This is a genomic window from Hymenobacter sp. BRD67 (assembly GCF_013256425.1).
GTDB lineage: Bacteria > Bacteroidota > Bacteroidia > Cytophagales > Hymenobacteraceae > Hymenobacter.
On sequence record NZ_CP053904.1, the window covers coordinates 1,467,568 to 1,487,488 of the forward strand.

Here is a 19,921-nt window from a genome sequence, read left to right on the forward strand (position 1 = left end):
TCAGTTAATGCTGCTTCTCAAGCAAAATAATAGGACTTGAATCCTCTGCTATCCATTTGCTGGCGAAATAAAGATACTCATCAGGATAATCTTCCAGACGATTACGCTTTGACGCGTCTGCTAAGTGCTTTTTAACCTCATATTTCCAAAAATTAAAGCATTGGTCGCTAGAAATTATTTCTAATTCATGCCCAACATCAGCAATAATAAATTGAATAGGTTTGTCTTGAATAATGACTTTTATATCCTCTTTGGTTAGTGGCTTATCTCTTCTGTAACCATCCAGATTATTTCCAAGCTGAAAATCCTTAATTGGGGTTTTCAGAACTTTTTGTTTGAACACAGAGGTAAGTGCTTATTGGTCAAAAAATATTCATAATTACTCGAAAATCTACCGGCCTTGCAGCCGGGCCAGCACCTCCTCGGTACGGTGGCCTTCGACCACAAATTCCTTGAAGTTGAAGACCCGCACGGCTTCGAGCAGGGTAGCCAGGTCGGAGGTGACCAGCGAGGGAATCTCAAAGACATGGCCTGCTGCCACCTGCTGCACCACCCGTGCCAGGTGCTCAAACTGGGTGGGGCTGGCGTACATAAGCGTAGCTTCCTCGGGTGTTGAAAATAATACGGAGTAAGAATCGGGGTCAATAGTCAGCGCGGTGGCTGGGCTGGTAGCTGGCTGCTCATGGGGGTGCAGCATCTGCCGAAAGGCGGCTGCAATATCTTCGTTTACCTGAATACCACCCAGCAGCACAAGGGCCGCCAGCTTATCCTGGTTGGCACGTCGCTCGAAGTGTAGGGCCGTAGCGAGGCGTAGCACCTCACTCGGATACGTCGCCCGAGTGGTATCGAACTCGCGCGAGCGTAGCAGCTGCTTGGGCTGGTACTCAAACTTTTCCTGAGGATTCTGAAACCGGTTGGTCCCAACCACCACATCCTGGCCGGCGGCAATCCGCTTAAACTTTTCCAGTCCGGCCTGGCTCACGGCTTCGAGGGCCCGACTGCGGGCCTCAAGCATACCGCCTTGTGCTTCAAGCGACTGAAACTCCAGCCAGGCGGCACGGGCCAGCTCGTCGGTCAGTGTTTCGATAAAGTAGGAGCCGGCCGCCGGGTCGGCTACCCAGTCGAGGTGAGCTTCCTGGCGCAGGATAACCGGCAGGTTGCGGGCCAGGCGGGCGCTAAACTCGTTGGGAGCCTGGTAGAGGCAATCGAAGGCTGCCACCTGAATCGTGTCGGCCCCGCCGAGCAAGGCGCTCATAGCTTCCGTGGTGTGTCGCAGCAGGTTGGTGTGCGGGTCGAGGGTCGTTTGCGCCCAGGTTGAGGTAGTAGCATGAATGGGCAGCGTGGCCGCTCCCGTGGCGGGCAGGCCAAAGGCGTGGAGCAGCGTACTCCACAGCCGCCGGGCTGCCCGCAGCCGCGCAATTTCGGGAAAGTAGCTTGGCCCCACGGCAAAATCGAGGTGAATGGCCCGCGCCACCAGCGCCACCGAAATGCCGCTGGCCTCATCGGGTAGCTCGGTCAGTAGCGTTACGGCGGTGTTGAGGCTGTAAGCCAGCTGCTGGGTAAGCGTGCCCCCTCTGTTGCCAAAGTACGCCCCGTTGACGGAGAGCACTGCAAATGCCGGCCAGCTTTGGGCGCGCAGCAGGCAGGCGCGCAGGGTACTCCGGTACATCGGCAGCTCGGCCCCCTCGGGCCCGGCTGGTGGCGTAAAGCGCAAAAACCCCTGAAGCGGCTGCCCGTTGCTGGCCAGGCTCAGTCTTTCGAGCAGCTGCTCGGGACCCTGGAGCACCGTAAAGCCCAGCCAGGTGCTGGCCAGCGGCAAGCGCTCGGCCAGCTCGGCCACGGCGAAGGTCATGGGGTCGCCCTTCACTACGAAATGCAGGCCATCGGCCCCGCGGGCCAGCGCATCGGCTCCCTGCTCAATTTGCAGGCGGCCATCGGCACCGGTCGGTACGGACAGCGCTATCACGTTGCGGCAGGGGGCGGGGCGGGGCGGCAGCGGAGGCGGGGGCCCACCCAGCGCCGTCAGGGCCTCGCGGTGGTAAAAGGGCTCGGCTACCAGGCCATCGGGTAGCGTCCAGCGCAGGCTGGCCGGGTCGGTGCCTTTCAGCTCGCGGGTTAGTTGCGCCTGCCACTGAGCGGTGCTGACGGGGGCAAACTCGGAAAAAGAAACGGGCGAGGTGGGAGAAGGAGAGGCGTCGGGCATAACGAATAGGGAGCCCCGGAACCGGCCGGCCGGGTGCTGAGCGGCCCGCAAGATACCGTAGCCAACGGTCATCGCTCGGCCCGCCCGCGCCCGGCCACCGGGGCCACGGCGGTAGCTCCCGAGCTGCTACGTTATTTCTACCCGTATTTTTGTGGAGCTGTTTCCCAGCAAGCGCCATGCTTATGCCCCTTCGCTACCTGCTTCTTTTTTTCTTGTTACTCACCGCCGGGCGGCCGCTGACCGGCCGGGCGCAGGGCAGCTTCCGGCCCGGCTACCTGGTGCGGCCCGCGGGCGACACGGTGCGCGGCGAGGTGGATTTGCGCGACCTGCGCCTGGCCGGGCGGCAGTGCCGGTTCCGGCCCGCGCCCACGGCTGAGGTAACCACTTACGGGCCGGCGCAGTTGCGGGCCTACGGAATCCCGGCCGCCGGGCTACACTACCGTGCCCTGGCCCTGCCCGGCGCGGCGGCCGGCAGCGCGCCCACGGCTTTTATGCAGGTGGAAGTCAGTGGCCCGGCTAGCTTTTATAGCTGGCGCGATGATGCTGCGCACTACTACATTGCCACGGCAAGCTTCCCGCTGACCGAATTGGTGCAAAAGCAGGAGCAGGTGGAGCTGGAAGAAAATGGTTTTAAGCGCAAATACGAAGAAACAAAGAGCATCTACCGCCAAACGCTGGCGCAGGCGCTGGCTGGTTGCTTACAAGCCCAGGTGCTGCTGCCACGGCTGCCCTACACTGTCGTTGCCTTGGCGCAGGCCGTGGCGGCTTACAATAAGTGCCAAGGTCAGCCGGGCGATGCTTACTCCATTCGAGCGACTGCTGCTAAGCTGAGAGCGCAGCTTGGGCTGGTGCTAGGGTATCAAAACGCGACGATGCGTACTTCCAGCGATGTGAGTAATTACAACGTTGATTTTGGCAGTAGCAGCGGGCTAACCGGCGGGCTGGCACTGGGTCTGCCCCTGACGAGCCTGAGCCGCCAACTAACGCTGGAGCTAGAGCTGCTCTATCAAACGCAGCACTATACGGGGACGAATAGCTACGCCTCCAGCTCGGGGAATGGCTACGTGTATAACGCCAACTACCAGGCTGATTTTAGTTACCTGAAGCTGCCGGTGCTGCTGCGCTACACGTTGAAACGCGCCGCCCTGGTTCGTCCGTTCCTGGAGCTGGGCGGCACGCTGGGCTATGCGCTGCGACTGCAAACCACCGCTACCACGTCGGGTGTCGGGACTGCCAGCTACCTCGGCGACGACTACCGACACTTTCAGGAGGGGTTGGTCGGTGGCCTGGGTCTGGAATTCGACCTGGTCAAAAACCACCCGGCGGCGGTGCTGGTCCGCTACGAAGCAGACACGGGCTGGATAAATTCTAACAATATCAGCAGTCGCGTTACTCACCTCTACGCACAATTCTCCTTTAGCCTAACCAAACAAACGAGCCGGTAGCCCCACGGTGGGGCGGCGCCTACAAAACACATGTCTTTCTTTCTTCGCTTCGTCTTCGGCCGTGGACTGCTGGTCGTCAGTGGGATGCTGCTCGCCCCGGCTTGCCAGCGGGCCCCGCTCCAGGCTACGGCCCACCTGGCTCCCAGCACCAGCCAGCCCATAGGCAATAGCATCGCGCCCGATGCCGGTGCGGCCGACTACATCAAGCCCTACCACGATAAGGTGCTCAGCCAGATGCAGGAAGTAGTAGGCTCGGCTCCGGTAGCGCTTACCAAAAATGCGGGCGAGAATACCCTAGTAAATTTCGTGGCCGACTTGCAGCGCACCGCCGCCAGCCAGTATTTCAAGGGCGAAACGATTGACCTGGGCGTGATGACCAACGGCGGGATGCGCACCCCGCTGCCCGCCGGGCCCATTACACTTGGCAACGTGTTTGAGCTGATGCCTTTTGAGAACGAGCTGGTAGTGCTCGATGCGCCCGGCCCGGTGGTGCAGCAGCTGTTCGACTATTCCGCGGCCATTAAAATGGCCGTTTCGGGCGCTACGTACACCGTGAGCCCCGACAAGAAGCCCCAGGATATCCGTATTGGTGGCCAGCCGTTTGACCCGAATAAGACGTATACTATTGCCGTTTCGGACTACCTGGCCGGCGGCGGCGACAACATGAGCTTTCTGAAGGCGGCTACCCTGCGCCACACCGGCCTGTTGCTGCGCACCTGCATTGCCGACCATATTCGGGCGCTGACCAAAGCCGGGCAGCCCGTCACGGCCACTATCGAAGGAAGAGTAAAAAGCAATTAACAGTGAGCGATTCGCCAGGGGTAGTTGTTGCACCTGGCATACTTACGGCTTGTTGCCTGCGCATTCATTTATTGCCAACTGCTAACTGAGTTATGATTCGTCGCGACTTTCTTCAGAAATCTTTGCTCAGCACGGCGGGCCTGAGCCTGCTGGGCCCCAGCCTGGTAGCGGAAGCCGCCAGCGGCCCCGCCCGGCTCGTTATATTGCATACCAACGATATGCACTCGCGTATCGAACCCTTTCCCGATAATGCCCCGCAGTGGGCCGGACTGGGCGGCATGGCCCGGCGCGAGGCGCTCATCGACAGCGTGCGCCGGCAGGAGCCCAACGTGCTGCTGCTCGACTCGGGCGACATCTGGCAGGGCACGCCGTATTTCAACTTCTTTCTGGGCGAGCTGGAATACAAGCTGATGAGCCGGATGAAGTACGACGCCTCCACCTTCGGCAACCACGATTTTGACAACGGCCTGGAGGGCTTGCAGAAGCAGCTGCCCAACGCGGGCTTCCCTTTCCTCATTGCCAACTACGATTTCAGCGGCACGCCGCTGGCTGGCCGCTTCGCGCCCTACAAGGTATTTGAGAAAGCCGGCGCCCGCATTGGCGTGTTTGGCCTGGGCATTGAGCTGAAAGGGCTGGTGGCCGATAAAAACTTCGGCACCACCCAGTACCTCGACCCCGTTGCCGTGGCCAAAGCCCAGGTGCAGCAGCTGCGCCAGCACGAGCGCTGCGACATGGTTATCTGCCTCTCGCACCTCGGCTATAAGTACGAGAGCGAAAAACTTGACGACCGCAAGCTGGCGGCTCAGGTGGGCGGCATCGACCTCATTCTGGGCGGCCACACCCACACCTTTATGCCCGCTCCCGAGCCCATTACCGGCCCCAATGGCCACATAACGCTTATAAACCAGGTGGGCTGGTCCGGAATTAACCTCGGCCGTATTGATTACGAGCTGCGGCGCGGAGCTCAACCGGTGCGGGCTACCGGGGCGCTGGTACTACCCGTAAGCGCTACCTGCTAGCCGTCCGATATAAGCAAGCATTTGCCGGCTTTTTTGTCTGCTGGTTTATGCGCAAATTTGTCCCCCCAAGTCGGGCCGGTACTAAGCCGGCCCGACTTGGAGGGTTTTTTTTCGCCATCGGGCGTTCGTCTGGTTTCGCTTTTTCTCACCTCATGTCGCAGGATTTCCGCACCGTCTGGGCCAGTTGCCTGCGCGTTATCCGCGCTGAGGTGGGCGAGCAAAGTTTCCGGACGTGGTTTGAGCCCGTGGTGCCGGTCGAGCTGCAAGGCCGGGTGCTTACTATTCAGGTTCCCAGCGTTTATTTCTACGAGTTTCTCGAAGAGCATTACGTAGAGGAGCTAAAGCGCGCCATCTACCAGGAGCTGGGCCCTGAGGGCCGCCTTGAATACAGCGTGGTAGTAGACCAGGGCAACGCGCAGGCCCCGCCCAAAGCCATGCACCTGCCGCCCGCTCGCAAGGCCGCCCACGGCCCGCCCGCCCCGGAAGGCCGGCCCAGCCCCAACTACGGCACCGCGCCCGGCGGTATTCAACCCAGCCGCTCGGCCCCGCCAACCCGGCACTTCGTGCCCGGTGGCGGCACGGCCACGGCAGCGCAGCTGGCGGCTACCACGCTGCGCAACCCCTTTGACGCGACCAAAACGATGGACCGCAACATTGTGCCGTCGCAGCTCAATACTACCTACACGTTTGAGAACTACGTGGAGGGCGACTGCAACCGACTGGCGCGCTCAGCGGGGCTCGCCGTGGCCAACAAGCCCGGTACCACCGCCTTCAATCCCCTGATGGTGTACGGTGGCGTGGGCCTGGGCAAAACGCACCTCGTGCAGGCCATCGGCAACCACATCAAGGCCACGAATACCGAGAAATTCGTGCTCTACGTGTCGGCCGAGAAGTTTACCAACCAGTTTATCGAAAGCCTGCAGCGCAATGCCGTGCAGGACTTTGCCAATTTCTACCTGCTCGTCGATGTGCTTATTCTCGACGACGTGCAGTTTTTGGCCAATAAAGGCAAAACGCAGGAGATGTTCTTCCACATCTTCAACCACTTGCACCAGGGCGGCCGGCAAATTGTGATGACCTCCGACCGCCCCCCACGCGAGCTGAGCGGGCTGGAAGACCGCCTGTTGTCGCGCTTTAAGTGGGGCCTCACGGCCGACGTGCAAAGCCCCGACTTTGAGACGCGCATCGCCATTATCCAGAACAAGGCCCAGCAGGACGGCATGGAAATCGCGCCGCAGGTGGTCGAGTACCTGGCCCATTCGGTGCCTACCAACGTGCGTGAGCTGGAAGGCGTACTCACTACCTTGCTGGCCCAGAGCGTGTTGACGCGCCGTGACATCGACCTCGAAATGGCCAAGCAGGCGCTACGCCACATTATTGAGGAGGTTGAAGCCGAGGTCAATGTCGATTTTATCCAGAAAACCGTGGCCGACTACTTCGGGGTGGCAGTGGGCTTGCTGAAAGAGAAAACCCGCAAGAAAGAGATAGTGACGGCCCGGCAGGTGGCCATGTACTTCACCAAGGAGCACACCAGTCACTCGCTCAAAACCATTGGTTACCACTTCGGGGGCGCGACCACGCCACGGTCATCCACTCGGTGCAGACGGTGTCCGACCTCATCGACTCGGACAAGAAATTCAAGGAGCAGATAACCGAGCTGCGCAAGAAATTCGTGCAGAAGTAGAAGACGGAAGGTTTATTGAGCAGTTACCCGTACTAATAAACAAACGTCATGCTGCGCTTGCCGAAGCATCTTGGCAGGTTCGATGGATGAAGCAACCAAGATACTTCGGCAAGCGCAGCATAACGTTTGTTTCGAAAAGCAGCCTGCTAACTTCTTGTGCCTACAAAATCTCCTTCGGGTAGCAGATATAGTACTTCTGCACTTTCTGGCTCAAGGCCCGAATATTAGGTAAATCCGATGCTTCAATCACATCGACCACTTTGCCGAGCTTGGTCAGGATGTTGATAGTTTCGTTGCTCGCTGGGTCGTAAGCGGTGTTGCTGAGGCGGCCGGTTATCATTAGCTGGCGCGCCTCGGCGGGGGCAGGCTAAAGTGCTCGGTTATCAGCTCCAGAATACCGAGCTGAAAATCATCGTCATATGGCTCGGGGCTGATAACGATTTTGAAGAGCTGGCGGTTGAGCAGGCTTTGAGCCAGAAAGCTCAGCACCTTGTCCTCGTGGCTGGCCCAGGCCTTGATGGCCGCCCAGATGTCCACGTCGTCGAGTTGCACAAAGCGGCCCAGAATGCTGGCATCCTGCTCAAACTCGGCCAGCGTAACGGCGCGGCCCAGAAAGTAGGTAAGGCAGCTGCTGCCCGGCACGGCTACCCCGGCCCGCGCCAGGTCGCGGGCCCGCTGCATGGTGCGGATTACCATTTGCTCGGCGCTCGTAACGGCTTTGTGCAGATATACTTGCCAGTACATCAGCCGGCGGCTCACCAGAAAATTCTCGACCGAGTACACGGCTTTCTCTTCCAGCACCAGGCGCTCGTTTACTACTTGCAGCATCTTGATAAGACGGTCGGCACCCGGCCGGCCCTCGGCCACGCCGGTGTAGAACGAGTCGCGGTTGAGGTAGTCGAGCCGGTCCATATCGAGCTGCGAGCTAACCAGTTGATGAAAAAACTCGCGCCCGTAGCTGCCCTGAAACATTTGCATTGCCAGGCTCAGCTTACCCAGAAACTGCTCGTTGAGCCGCTCCATCAGGTAGAGTGACAGCTGCTCGTGCGGAATATCCTGAAAAATTGCCGTTTCCAGGGCGTGCGACAGCGGCCCGTGGCCAATGTCGTGCAGCAGAATGGCAATCTGGGCCGCTTCGCCCTCGGCCGCCGATATTTTCACGCCCTTATCCTTTAGCGTGCGCAGGGCCAGCTGCATCAGGTGCATGGCCCCCAGCGCGTGGTGAAAGCGCGTGTGCAGCGCCCCCGGATACACAAAGTTGGTAAGCCCCAGCTGCTGAATGCGCCGCAGCCGCTGAAAGTACGGATGCTCAATAAGGTCGAACAGCAGCTCGGTGGGCACCGTGACGAACCCATATACCGGGTCGTTGAAAATCTTCTTCTTGTTCATAGTAAGAGCGCTAAGCTCGAGCTTAGCTACGCTCGTGCGGCCAGATTGGCCGACGATTGCAGCCCACCGGCCGACTAACTTGCCTTTGTACGAACCTAAACGCCGGTTTTCCGGTAAAGCTACGGCGACCCTGCCCTCCAGCATACTATTGGAGCAGCCGTGTTCGTTACCACTGTTACCATTTACTTTCCTCCCGCCGCGCCAGCGCCCGGCGCCCTTGCCTATGCAACGCTACTCCATTCTTTGGGCCGACGACGAAATTGACCTGCTGAAGCCGCACATCCTCTTTTTAAAGGAGAAGGGCTACGACGTTACCCCCGTCAACTCCGGGGCCGATGCCCTGGAAGAAGTGCAGGAAAATACCTACGACCTAGTATTTCTCGACGAAAACATGCCAGGCCTCACCGGCCTCGAAACCCTCAACGAAATCAAGGTGGTGCGCCCCACGGTGCCCGTCGTGATGATTACTAAAAGCGAGGAAGAGCATATTATGGAAGGGGCCATCGGGGCCAAAATCGCCGATTACCTCATCAAGCCCGTTAACCCAAATCAGATTCTGCTTTCAGTAAAGAAAGTGCTGGACAATAAGCGCTTAATAACGGAGGCGACCAATACCGGCTACCAGCGCGATTTTCGCCAGCTCGGGATGCAGCTTTCAGACCGACTCTCGCCTTCGGAGTGGGTCGATGTGTATAAAAAGCTCGTGTACTGGGAGTTGGAAATCAACGAAACCGAGGGCAAGAGCATGGCCGAAGTCTTCAACATGCAGAAGGACGAGGCCAACAACTACTTCGGCCGCTTCATTATTGAGAATTACGAGGACTGGGTGAATGGCCGCGACAAGGATGCGCCGCTCATGTCGCACCAGCTCTTCAAGGAGAAAGTTTTCCCGCTGATGAAGCAGACCGGCGAGACGCCCGTGTACTTCGTGCTCATCGACAACCTGCGCTACGACCAGTGGAAAATTCTGGAGCCAATTATCGCCGAGCTGTTTACCGTCGATTCGGAAGAGCTGTACTACAGCATCTTGCCTACTACGACAGCATATGCAAGGAATTCTATATTTGCCGGTATGATGCCCGGTGAAGTGCAGAAAAAATACCCCAACCTATGGGTGTGGGACGAGGACGAGGAAGGCAAAAACCTGCACGAGGCTGAGTTCATGGAAATCAACTTCCAGCGCAACAACCAGAAAGCCAAGCATAGCTACAATAAGGTAACCAACCTGCAGGCCGGCAAGGACTTGCTGGGTAAAATGGCCAACCTGCACAATAACTATAAGCTCAACGTTATTGTCTATAACTTCGTGGACATGCTCTCGCACGCCCGCACCGATATGGCCATGATTCGCGAGCTCGCTGCCGATGAAAGTGCCTACCGCAGCCTCACCCGCTCGTGGTTTCTGCACTCGCCGCTGTATGAGATGCTGCAAACCATTGCCGAGAAAAAAGGCAAGCTCATCATCACCACCGACCACGGTACTATTCGGGTAAAGCGCCCGTATAAGATTGTGGGCGACCGCAATACCAACACCAATCTGCGCTACAAGCACGGCCGCAACCTGGGCTTCGACGAAAGCCGCGACATTTATGTGGTGCGCAAGCCGGAGAGCATTTTCCTGCCCCGCGAAAATGTGAGCACCGCTTATGTGTTCACGCTCGGCGACTATTTCTTCGCCTATCCGAATAACTATAATTACTACGTGAATTACTACAAGGACACGTTCCAGCACGGTGGCGTATCGCTGGAAGAATGTATTATTCCCTATATTACGCTGACTGCTAAAGGATAAGCGCAGGGTTACGCAGAGGGGCAGAGTTTCGCAGAGTAGTTCATCTAAACTCTGCGAAACTCTGCCCCCTCTGCGTAACCCTGCGCTTAGGTTTTTTGCTTCTTTTTCTTGGCCGCCGGAAACAGTACGTTGTTCAAAATCAGCCGGTAGCCGGGCGAGTTGGGGTGTAGCGAGAGGTCGGTGGGCTCTTCGCCCACCAGGTGCTGGTAGTCTTCGGGGTCGTGGCCGCCGTAAAACGTCCAGGTGCCTTTGCCGAGGGTGCCGTGCATGTAGCGTACCTCGCCGTCCTGCTTGGTTTCGCCCATAATGATGACATCGGGCTTGATGAGGCTTTTGCGGAACGCCGTCGTCTGCCCCATGAAGCCGTGGATGGTTTTCTCGTGGTCCTGGGTCAGCATGGTCGGCACCGGGTCGTACTTGGCCGAGAAGGTAAAGAGCTGAAAATAGTCATTCTGCTCGTACAGGCCGCGCTCGTTGGGCTGCATGTCGATGTTAGAGTATTCGTACTCAAACGGGTTGGTTTTGAGCTGAAAATTCTGGAACGCCAGCGTGCGGTTGAAGTTGAGCTTGCTCTGGGCATTGGGGTCGGCCGGGTCGCCGTCGTACATCTCGGCCACCATGTCAACGCCCAGGCCGGCCAGGGCAATATCGTAGCTATCGGTGGCCGAGCACATGGCAAACATAAAGCCGCCGCCGGCAATAAACTCCTGCATCTTCACGGCCTCGGCGGCCTTCATCTCGCTCACTTTCTTGAAGTTGTTGCGCTTGGCAGCGGCCTCGGCCTCGCGCACCTGCTGCTGGTACCAGGGCGCGTAGCGGTAGGCAGCGTAAAACTTGCCGTACTCGCCCGTAAAATCCTCGTGGTGCAGGTGCAGCCAGTCGTACTTGGGCAGCACGCCCGAGAGCACCTCGTCGTCGTAAATCTTGTCGTACGGAATCTCGGCGTAGGTGAGCACCATCGTCACGGCATCATCCCAGGGCTGCTTGCCTTTGGGTGTATACACTGCTATTTTGGGTACTTTCTCCAGCTTCATCACATCCATATTGGCGTTGGGGTCGGCTATCTGGGTCAGGATGCCGGTGTACTGCGCCTCCGAGATAACCTGGAAGGTGATGCCGCGCACGTTCAACTCATTTTCCAGGCTGGGCTGCGATTCGCAGGCGAAGGAGCCGCCCCGGTAATTCAGCAGCCAGTCAATCTCAATCTGCTTACTCAACGCCCAGTAGCACAGGCCGTAAGCCTTGAGGTGCTCTTTCTGGGTGTTATCCATTGGGATGAAAATGTGGTTGGCACGGGCTGCCAGGGCCGGGGCCAGCAGCACGAGCAAGAGGGCAAGACGCTTCAGCAACATACTTTTGAGGGCTAACTAAGGAGCTAACCGCCAAACGGGGCGGTGGCAACCGTAGTTCAAGGTACGGGTTTTCTGATGGGGAAATGTGAAAAACGGGTAAAATGTGAAAATGACGGTTACATGCTCAGCTTTCCATTAAAATTTCGCACATTCTCACATCGCTGGCCATTTTCACCCCAATCCCATGACTTTTCTGGAAAATATCCGTGAGGCGCTGCGCTCTATCTCCGGCAATCTGCTGCGCACCATCCTCACGGCGCTCATCGTGAGCATCGGGCTGATGGCGCTGGTGGGCATTCTCACGGCCATCGACGCTATGCGCAACTCCTTGGGCGACACCTTTGCCAGCCTCGGGGCCAACGCCTTCGAAATCAAGGCTAAAGGCTATGGTAATCGGTTCCGGCGCGGCGGCGTGCAGGGCAAGCAGTACCCAGCGCTCAGCTACCTGCAGGCCACGCTCTATAAAAAGGAGCTGACCCGCCGCGAGCCCGGTACCATTGTGGGCTTGTCGGCCTTTATCAGCGGGGCCACCGAAATCAAAGCCAACGGCCAAAAAACCAACCCCAATATGCAGGTGATTGCCGGCGATGAAAACTACCTGCGCATCCAGAGCTACGCACTCACCCAGGGCCGCACCTTTTCACCGTCGGAGCTGAATACCGGGGCCAACGTGGCCATTATCGGCCAGGAAATGAAAGACAAGCTCTTTCCGCAGGTAAACCCGGTGGGCAAATACGTGTACGCGCTGGGCAAGCGCTTTCAGGTGGTGGGCCAGCTCGAAAAAAGCGGCAGCACGATGGGCGGCTCCGGGGCCGACCGCCTGCTGCTGGTGCCGCTCGAAACCGGCAACCAGCTGCCCCGCACCGGGGCGCTCACCTACGATATCAAAACGGCCACGCCCAGCGCGGGCTCCCTGGGCTTTTTGCAAAGCCAGGCCACGGGCGTGATGCGGGCCGTGCGCAACGACCGCCTGGGGCAGGAAGACTCCTTCGAGATTGAAAGCCCCGATTCGCTGAGCGGCACCCTCGATTCGCTGAGCGGCAATATGCGCCTGGCCGGTGGCCTGATAGCTTTTCTGGCGCTGCTCGGAGCCAGCATCGCGCTCATGAATATCATGCTGGTGTCGGTAACGGAGCGCACCCGCGAAATCGGCATTCGCAAAGCCTTGGGAGCCACGGCGCGCCAGATACGCCTGCAATTCCTGATTGAGGCCATCGTTATCTGCGTAATGGGCGGCACACTGGGGATAATGCTGGGCATCGGGGCCGGCAATGGCGTGGCTGTGCTGGCGGGCAGCAAGTCGTTTCTGGTGCCCTGGCTATGGGTAGGAGTGGGGCTGACAATCTGCGTAACGGTGGGCCTGCTGGCCGGTTCGTACCCGGCGGGCAAAGCGGCAGCCCTCGACCCGATTGACAGCCTGCGGTATGAGTAATATTCAGGTAGTAAAATATTCGCTGCTGGCCGATACCTGGCACCGGCCGACGACTATTTGTTTGCTTACGCCGATTTAAAACCCCGGGAAATATTGCGGCAGGCTGTTGCCGGGCTTGCTTCGCGAAGGCGGGATACCAGATAAGCTTATACATTTGCGCAACCTTTCATTTGTGCAAATGTCCGCTCCTGCATCCATCGGCCAACGCTTTACCCAACTTATTCAGCATTTGGGGCTGAGTAAAAACGCCTTTGCGCAGTCGCTAGACAAGACGGCCACCGTTATCCAACACTTGGTAGATGAGCGGAATAAGCCCGGCTACGACCTGCTGTGTAAGGTATTTGAAACTTACCCAAATGTGTCGAAAGACTGGCTGCTGCTTGGCCAGGGACCTATGATGAGTGGACAGGAGACGCTGGCGCCAGCCACCCCGGTGGTTATGCCACCGATAGCTGGCTTATTTGCCGCGCCGGTAGCAGAGGTGCCGGTAGTACCCGTTGCGCCGGTTGTGAGCCCGTCAGCACCGCCGACCGTAGTCGCTGCTACGCCGGTACCTATTGAGCGGTCCGAGCCATTGCGAGCCTCAGTGCAGCCTGCTCCCGCGCTGGCTAGTGCGGCTGCTCCTTCCTCGCCCGATGCCAACTACCTCGCGGTGGCGCTGCAAACCCAGCACCTCCAGCACCAGTTGGCGCTGGCCGAGCAGCGCAATCAGCATTTGCTGGAGCAGCAAGCCCTTATGCAGCAGCTCGTGGCCGTGCTGCAACGGGCTGTCTGAACCGCGGATTTAGCAGTTCAGACAAGCAGCCCTACTTCCTCCGCCTCCATCAGTCCCAGGGCGTTGACCTGGGTGAGGCGGAGCGCCCGGATTTCACCCACCAGCAGCGGGTCGTATTTGGCCGCCACCCGGATGTAGTTGGGCGTGTAGCCTTCCACCCGGCCGTCGGTACTATCATCTTCAAACAATACTTCGGTTTCGAAGCCAACGTGCTGCTCGTAAAAAAAACGCTTTTTCTTTTCCGAGAGGCCGCGCAGCTGGGTGGTGCGCTCGGTGCGCACGCGCTCGGGCACCCGGCCGGGTAGGGTGGGCGCCAGCGTATTGGGCCGCTCCGAGTACGGAAAAACGTGCAGGTAGCTGACGGGTAGTTCATTCAGGAAGCTATATGTTTCCTGAAAGTCGCTCGCCGTTTCGCCCGGAAAGCCCACTATTACGTCGACCCCGATACCAGCGTGAGGCATCAGCTCCCGGATGCGAGCCACGCGCTCGGCGTAGAGGGCCCGGCGGTAGCGGCGACGCATGAGACCCAGAATCTTATCGGACCCGCTTTGCAGCGGCAGGTGGAAGTGGGGCATAAAGCGCCGCGAAGCTGCCACCGTCTGAATAATCTCATCGGTGAGCAGGTTGGGCTCGCACGAGCTGATGCGGAAGCGCCGAATGCCCGCCACCTGGTCAAGAGCTTGAACTAATTGAGTAAAATTCTCGGTCCGCTCGCGTCCGGGCCCCTGAATGCCAAAATCGCCCAGGTTCACGCCCGTTAGCACTATTTCCTGTACGCCCTGCGTCGCCAGCGTCTGCACGCGCTCGACCACCGAGGCGATACTGCCCGAGCGGCTGGCACCTCGCGCCAGCGGAATAGTGCAAAATGAGCAGGAGTAGTCGCAGCCATCCTGTACTTTGAGAAACGTGCGGGTGCGCTCGCCCAGCGACTGCGCCGGGTGAAACTCGTGCGCTTCGCTGATGGGAGAGGCGAATACGCGGCCCGGCCCAGTGGCTGCGCCCGGCTCGGGAAGTTCCAGGCCGGCAATAATCTCAGCCAGCCGAAACTTCTCGGCCGCGCCAAGAACTGCGCCTACGCCCGGGATTTTAGCTATTTCCTGAGGCTTGAGCTGGGCATAGCAGCCTACAATGGCCACGAAAGCCTGGGGGTTGTGCTTGAGCGCCTGCTGCACCACCCGCCGGCACTTGCGGTCGGCATGGTCGGTCACGGAACAGGTGTTTACGACGTAAACATCAGCGCCCTGCTCAAACTCGACGCGGCGCACGCCCCGCTCCTCAAACTGCCGGCCCAGGGCCGACGACTCGGAGAAATTGAGCTTGCAGCCCAGCGTATAAAAGGCAACGGTTTGTGGTGTCATGAGCCCGCAAAGTTACAACTCCGGCGCTTCGGCCCGGCCCAGGTGGGGCCGGCTGCCGCCCTGGCCTAGCGCTGGCTGAAATCGCGCATCGACTCCTGCTCGTAAGCCTGGCCCCGCCGCAGCTGGCTATCGGGCACCCCCCTGGCGCGATGCGTTACGGATTTGGCCTCATTATCGTAGGTGACCGCGCCGGCCGGCCCCACGGCGGCCAGGCCATCGGTGTAGCAGCAATAAGCGAAGGGCAGGGCTACCGGGGCCAGCAGGTTGCGTCCCCAGCGGTAGTCGGCCGTGGGCAGGTGTAGCTGGCGCAAGAGGGTAGTGGCCACATCCGTTTGCGAGCCGATTGTACGAATTACCTGTCCTTTTACGGCAGGGCGCAGCGCTCCGCCGGCCAGCACCAGCGGAATATGAAACTTAGCCGGCGCGTTGTAGGGGGTGTTGCCGGGCAGCGGGTGGCCGTGGTCGGCGCAGAGCACCACCAGTGTATGGGCCCACCAGGGCTGCTGCCGGGCCTGCCTGAGAAAGCGCCCCAGCGCCCAGTCGGTGTACCAGACCGACTTGCGAAACAACGCCGTTTCGTCGTTTCCCTGTAGCCCGGAGCGAATGGGAATCTCAAACGGCTCGTGGCTGCTCAGCGTGAAGGCCGTCACAAAAAATGGGGTTCGCTGCTGCGGTAGGTCGGTCAGGATCCGGTTGAACAGCACATGGTCGTGCGCCCCCACTTCGAATTCTGGTCGCTGGCTGCGAAATCATCACGGTCTATAAGCCGCTCGTAGCCCGCCGTGCGCAGGTAGCTGCGCATGTTGGCAAAAGCCAGCTCGCCGCCGTAGTAGTAAGCCGACGAATAGCCCGCCGCCCCAGCGAGCGGCGCAGGTGAGGCAGGTGCTCGGTTTTGGGCAGGTAATTGATAATGCTGGTAGTCGATTGGTTAGGATAGCCCGAAAGCAGGGCCACCAGTCCCTTCTGGCTGCGGTCGCCGGCCGCGTAAATGTCAGTAAACAGCACGCTTTCCCTGGCCAGGCTGTCGAGGTTGGGGGTGATGCCCGCCTCACCACCCACGCAGCCAACCAGCTTGGCGGTGAAGCTTTCCAGAATAATAAACAGCACATTGGGGCGGGGCTCCGTGAGCAGCGCCAAGGTCTGAGAGCTGTCCTGCGGCTGATACAGCTCCGCTACCAGCCGACGGGCAGTGCTGTCGGCCATAAAGTGCGGCTGCGGCGCGGCATCGCTGCTAAGGCGGAGCGCCGTATCGGCCAGATTCCAGGCCGGGTTGATGGCCGCGTGGTTGGCAAATGGATACGTGGAGAAATAAACGTCGCTCTGGTTAACCGGAATCTGCTGCACGCCCCCGCGCAGCAAGGGTATCAGCAGGATACTATAAAGCAGGCCGGCCAGCGCCGCGCGCGCCCGCCCAAAGCCCGCGGGCAGGGCCGGCAGCCGGCTTACCAGCACCCGATAAAGTGCCGTGCCGGCCAGCATAACGGCTGCCAGGGCCAGCAGCAGGCCGCCCAATGGCGTGCTGCCGGCCGAAGCCATTACTTCTCTGGGCGAAGTCAGGTAAGGCAGAATGGTGGCGTCGAGCCGGAAGCCCCAGGCGTGATACAATCCCAGGTCGGCCAGCAAGAGCAGCGCCAGCACCGCGCCCATTACTGCCGAATAGCCATTTACCAGTCGGTGCCAGGGCCAGCGCGGCCCCGCCAGGCTGCCTCCCACGAAGAGCAGAAAGGGCAGTAGGCACAGATAGGCGGCCATCGCCGCATCGAGCAGCAGGCCATAGCCAAAGGCACCTAGCAATGCAGCCAGGGGTAATAGCCTGGCCTGCGCTCCGTAGTAAACGAGAAAAATAGCCCGCCCGAACTCAAAAAACAGTACCCAGAACAAGAAATAGCGTGGGTGAAACTCAAAACGACTTTTTGCCTGCCAAAATTTTCTCACAGCCCAAAATTAAGCTAGTGTGAAGGTCTGAGGAAAATCTGGTGGCCTAGGAAGTAGCGGTTATGGCTGGCAGCTAGTAATTTTAAACTAATCCGGAGGAAAGATTCTGATAGTCTTAGGGATAAATTTTATACCCCTTGGCCGACTTTATCGGGCATTTCAACGGCAAACCATTCGGAAATTTGGGGGTCACTACGTAAAATTGGCAGGTAAGTCGTATTTTTGCCTTGAAATCAGATACCCACCTTTTATTCATGGCCATTCTCCGCTTTAAAGCCCTCGAACTCGTTGACCAGCGCCAGCCGCTAACGGTAAAGCCCCTGGCCGCCCGCCGCTCCGACTCGTTTGGGCAGAACGTGTTCAACCTGGAAGCAATGCGGGCAAACATGCCCGGCGAGTACTTTAAAAAGCTGCAGGCAGCCGTGAAGCACGGTTCGCCTGTCGAGCGCTCGGTAGCCGACGCCGTAGCGGCAGCCATGAAAACCTGGGCCATGGCCAAAGGTGCTACGCACTACACGCACTGGTTTCAGCCCCTCACGGGTGCTACCGCCGAAAAGCACGACTCGTTCTTCGACCTGAATTCCGATGGCCGGCCGATTGAGAACTTCAAAGGCTCGGCGCTGGTGCAGCAGGAGCCCGATGCCTCGTCGTTCCCCAACGGCGGCATCCGCAACACCTTCGAGGCCCGCGGCTACACTGCCTGGGACCCTACCTCGCCCGCGTTCATTATCGAAACAGTAGGTGCCAAAACGCTGTGCATCCCCACTATTTTCGTGGCTTACACCGGCGAGGCGCTCGACTACAAAGCCCCGTTGCTGAAGTCGCTGGCCGTGCTCGAAAAGGCTGCCGTTGATGTATGTCAATATTTCGATAAGGATGTTCAGCGCGTGAATACCACGCTTGGCATCGAGCAGGAGTATTTCCTGGTCGACAAGGCACTCTACGACGCCCGCCCCGACCTGGTGATGACTGGCCGCACGCTGTTTGGCCACGCGCCGGCCAAGGGCCAGCAGCTCGAAGACCATTACTTTGGCTCGATTCCGCCCGCGTGCATGCCTTCATGTTCGACTTCGAGGAAGAAGCCAACTCGCTCGGCATTCCGCTGCGTACGCGTCACAATGAGGTGGCTCCCAATCAGTTTGAGTGCGCGCCTACTTTTGAGGATGCCAACCTGGCCATCGACCACAACCAGCTGTTGATGGACGTGATGGACCGGGTAGCCCTGAAACACAACTTCAAAGTGCTGCTACACGAGAAGCCCTATGCCGGCGTCAATGGCTCGGGTAAGCATAATAACTGGGCCATGAGCACCGACACCGGCGTCAACCTGCTGGCGCCCGGCCGTCGCCCAAAGGAAAACCTCCAGTTTCTGGCGTTTTTTATCACGACGGTAAAGGCTGTGCACCGCTACGGCGATTTGCTGCGCGCTAGCATTGCCTCGGCCAGCAACGACCACCGCCTCGGGGCCAATGAGGCTCCGCCCGCCATCATGTCGGTGTTCCTAGGCTCGATGCTCGACGGCGTGCTCGACGAGCTGGAGCGCACCGCCAAGCTGCCGCTTGATAAGGGTGATAATATATATTTAAAACTGGGTATTGACAAGATTCCGGCTATCCTGCTCGACAACACCGACCGTAACCGGACCTCGCCGTTTGCCTTCACCGGCAATAAGTTTGAGCTGCGCGCCGTGGGCTCGTCGGCCAACTGCTCGTCGGCCATGACGGTGCTCAATGCCATCGTAGCCGACCAGCTTATCGACTTCAAAGAGAAAGTAGATGAGCTGATTGCCCAGGGCAAAAAGAAGGAAGTGGCTATTGTGGAGGTGCTGCGCGCCTACGTAATCGAATCGAAAAACATTCGCTTTGAAGGCAACGGCTACTCGGACGAGTGGAAGGAAGAAGCCGCCCGCCGCGGCCTCGCCAACGTGGCTACCACGCCCCAGGCCCTCGACGCCCTGGTGCGCGCCGACGCCGCCGAGCTGTTTGCCCGCCACGGCATCTTCTCGGAAGTAGAGCTGCACGCCCGCCACGAAATCCTGCTGGAAGACTATACCAAAAAAATCCAGATTGAGAGCCGCGTGCTCGGCGATTTGGCCGTAAACCACGTAATCCCGACCGCCCTAGCGTACCAGAACAAGCTGGTGCAGAACGTGCGCGGCCTGCGGGAACTGGGCCTTGATGAGAACAGCGAAGTAACCGTAGAGATGATTAAATCCATCTCGCGCTATGTTTCGACCATCAAGACGACGGTCGATGCCATGGTAGCAGCCCGCAAGGTGGCCAACCGCATTGAAGATGCCCGCGAGCGCGCCGTAGCGTACTGCGATGAAGTAAAAGAAAAATTCGCGGCTATCCGCCGCGCGACCGACAAGCTCGAACTGCTTGTGGCCGATGAGGACTGGCCCCTGGTGAAGTACCGCGAACTGTTGTTCCGGCACTAGCCCTGGGGTTGGAGCCACGGACCAGCGCTGGGTGGGAATTCTCGCTGCGTCCGGGTTTGGAAAGGGTCGTGCCGGGTGGCGCGGCCTTTTTTTGTGCCCAACCGTTTCTGACGGGCTAAAACTGCCCTCCCTGGGCTAAAAACGCAGGTTGTCACAAGCAGCTCCAGCCAGCTTCAGTCAGAAAATAGGGTAGTCTGCCACTGTTTTTAGGCTGCCGTGGGCAGGAGCCGGGCGGTCTGCGGGTAGTTGTTCAGCAGCTCCTGCTTGTTGATGCCCAGGTTGAGGTGGTCGGGTGC

General features: G+C 59.1%; 12 protein-coding genes and 3 pseudogenes. 8 read left to right on the top strand and 7 right to left on the bottom strand.

Features of this window, described 5'->3' with window-relative positions; translation table 11 throughout:
- Nucleotides 1-4: 4 nt before the first annotated feature.
- Entirely contained in the window at nt 5-343 is a 339-nt protein-coding gene (locus GKZ67_RS06765) for a hypothetical protein (protein ID WP_173241671.1), read from the bottom strand.
- Nucleotides 344-391: 48 nt separating this feature from the next.
- On the bottom strand, nt 392-2,203 hold the full coding sequence (locus tag GKZ67_RS06770) for a methylmalonyl-CoA mutase family protein (protein ID WP_173241672.1): 1,812 nt from the start codon (nt 2,201-2,203) through the stop codon (nt 392-394).
- 212 nt (nt 2,204-2,415) lie between these two features.
- Between GKZ67_RS06770 and GKZ67_RS06775 the strand changes: the two genes are divergently transcribed.
- The 4 genes and pseudogenes from GKZ67_RS06775 to dnaA all read left to right on the top strand — a co-directional run bounded on the left by GKZ67_RS06775 (nt 2,416) and on the right by dnaA (nt 7,152).
- Nucleotides 2,416-3,648 (top strand): porin family protein, encoded by a 1,233-nt coding sequence (locus GKZ67_RS06775; RefSeq protein WP_173241673.1) that lies wholly within the window; start codon nt 2,416-2,418, stop codon nt 3,646-3,648.
- Between the two features lie 30 nt (nt 3,649-3,678).
- Nucleotides 3,679-4,449 (top strand): 5'-nucleotidase C-terminal domain-containing protein, encoded by a 771-nt coding sequence (locus GKZ67_RS06780; RefSeq protein ID WP_254245106.1) that lies wholly within the window; start codon nt 3,679-3,681, stop codon nt 4,447-4,449.
- 92 nt (nt 4,450-4,541) lie between these two features.
- The gene (locus GKZ67_RS06785) at nt 4,542-5,468 is read left to right on the top strand and encodes a bifunctional metallophosphatase/5'-nucleotidase (protein WP_173241674.1); all 927 of its coding nucleotides are present in this window, start codon (nt 4,542-4,544) and stop codon (nt 5,466-5,468) included.
- 152 nt (nt 5,469-5,620) lie between these two features.
- Nucleotides 5,621-7,152: pseudogene (dnaA, locus tag GKZ67_RS06790) on the top strand (chromosomal replication initiator protein DnaA).
- A 160-nt stretch (nt 7,153-7,312) separates the two neighbouring features.
- Here the strand turns inward: dnaA and GKZ67_RS06795 are convergent.
- Nucleotides 7,313-8,541: pseudogene (locus GKZ67_RS06795) on the bottom strand (HD domain-containing protein).
- 223 nt (nt 8,542-8,764) lie between these two features.
- On the opposite strand from GKZ67_RS06795, the gene GKZ67_RS06800 reads away from it, so the two are divergent.
- Nucleotides 8,765-10,333 (top strand): PglZ domain-containing protein, encoded by a 1,569-nt coding sequence (locus tag GKZ67_RS06800; protein WP_173241675.1) that lies wholly within the window; start codon nt 8,765-8,767, stop codon nt 10,331-10,333.
- A gap of 86 nt (nt 10,334-10,419) precedes the next feature.
- On the opposite strand, the gene GKZ67_RS06805 is transcribed toward GKZ67_RS06800, so the two are convergent.
- Nucleotides 10,420-11,685, bottom strand: a complete 1,266-nt coding sequence (locus tag GKZ67_RS06805; RefSeq protein ID WP_173241676.1) for an asparagine synthetase B — start codon at nt 11,683-11,685, stop codon at nt 10,420-10,422.
- 184 nt (nt 11,686-11,869) lie between these two features.
- Between GKZ67_RS06805 and GKZ67_RS06810 the strand changes: the two genes are divergently transcribed.
- Nucleotides 11,870-13,117 carry an ABC transporter permease gene (locus GKZ67_RS06810; RefSeq protein ID WP_151088399.1) on the top strand — a complete coding sequence of 416 codons (1,248 nt, stop codon included), beginning with the start codon at nt 11,870-11,872 and terminating at the stop codon, nt 13,115-13,117.
- A gap of 178 nt (nt 13,118-13,295) precedes the next feature.
- On the top strand, nt 13,296-13,892 hold the full coding sequence (locus GKZ67_RS06815; protein ID WP_173241677.1) for a helix-turn-helix transcriptional regulator: 597 nt from the start codon (nt 13,296-13,298) through the stop codon (nt 13,890-13,892).
- 17 nt (nt 13,893-13,909) lie between these two features.
- Here the strand turns inward: GKZ67_RS06815 and mtaB are convergent, their stop codons facing one another.
- From mtaB to GKZ67_RS06830, 3 genes are all read right to left on the bottom strand, one after another.
- Complete coding sequence (mtaB, locus tag GKZ67_RS06820; RefSeq protein WP_173241678.1) at nt 13,910-15,250, bottom strand: tRNA (N(6)-L-threonylcarbamoyladenosine(37)-C(2))-methylthiotransferase MtaB; 1,341 nt, start codon at nt 15,248-15,250, stop codon at nt 13,910-13,912.
- A 65-nt stretch (nt 15,251-15,315) separates the two neighbouring features.
- Complete coding sequence (locus GKZ67_RS06825; RefSeq protein ID WP_173241679.1) at nt 15,316-15,972, bottom strand: LTA synthase family protein; 657 nt, start codon at nt 15,970-15,972, stop codon at nt 15,316-15,318.
- Nucleotides 15,973-16,009: 37 nt separating this feature from the next.
- Nucleotides 16,010-17,185: an LTA synthase family protein gene (locus GKZ67_RS06830; RefSeq protein ID WP_173241680.1), complete on the bottom strand. Its 1,176-nt coding sequence runs from the start codon at nt 17,183-17,185 to the stop codon at nt 16,010-16,012.
- A 254-nt stretch (nt 17,186-17,439) separates the two neighbouring features.
- Between GKZ67_RS06830 and GKZ67_RS06835 the strand changes: the two are divergent.
- A pseudogene (locus tag GKZ67_RS06835) lies at nt 17,440-19,625 on the top strand (glutamine synthetase III).
- Nucleotides 19,626-19,921 lie beyond the last annotated feature (296 nt).

What these genes read in the sequence shown, in the direction of transcription:
- GKZ67_RS06770 (WP_173241672.1), bottom strand. Translation starts at nt 2,203, where the DNA reads ATGCCCGACGCCTCTCCTTCTCCCACCTCGCCCGTTTCTTTTTCCGAG.
- GKZ67_RS06780 (WP_254245106.1), top strand. Translation starts at nt 3,679, where the DNA reads ATGTCTTTCTTTCTTCGCTTCGTCTTCGGCCGTGGACTGCTGGTCGTC.
- GKZ67_RS06785 (WP_173241674.1), top strand. Translation starts at nt 4,542, where the DNA reads ATGATTCGTCGCGACTTTCTTCAGAAATCTTTGCTCAGCACGGCGGGC.
- GKZ67_RS06800 (WP_173241675.1), top strand. Translation starts at nt 8,765, where the DNA reads ATGCAACGCTACTCCATTCTTTGGGCCGACGACGAAATTGACCTGCTG.
- GKZ67_RS06805 (WP_173241676.1), bottom strand. Translation starts at nt 11,685, where the DNA reads ATGTTGCTGAAGCGTCTTGCCCTCTTGCTCGTGCTGCTGGCCCCGGCC.
- GKZ67_RS06810 (WP_151088399.1), top strand. Translation starts at nt 11,870, where the DNA reads ATGACTTTTCTGGAAAATATCCGTGAGGCGCTGCGCTCTATCTCCGGC.
- GKZ67_RS06815 (WP_173241677.1), top strand. Translation starts at nt 13,296, where the DNA reads ATGTCCGCTCCTGCATCCATCGGCCAACGCTTTACCCAACTTATTCAG.
- mtaB (WP_173241678.1), bottom strand. Translation starts at nt 15,250, where the DNA reads ATGACACCACAAACCGTTGCCTTTTATACGCTGGGCTGCAAGCTCAAT.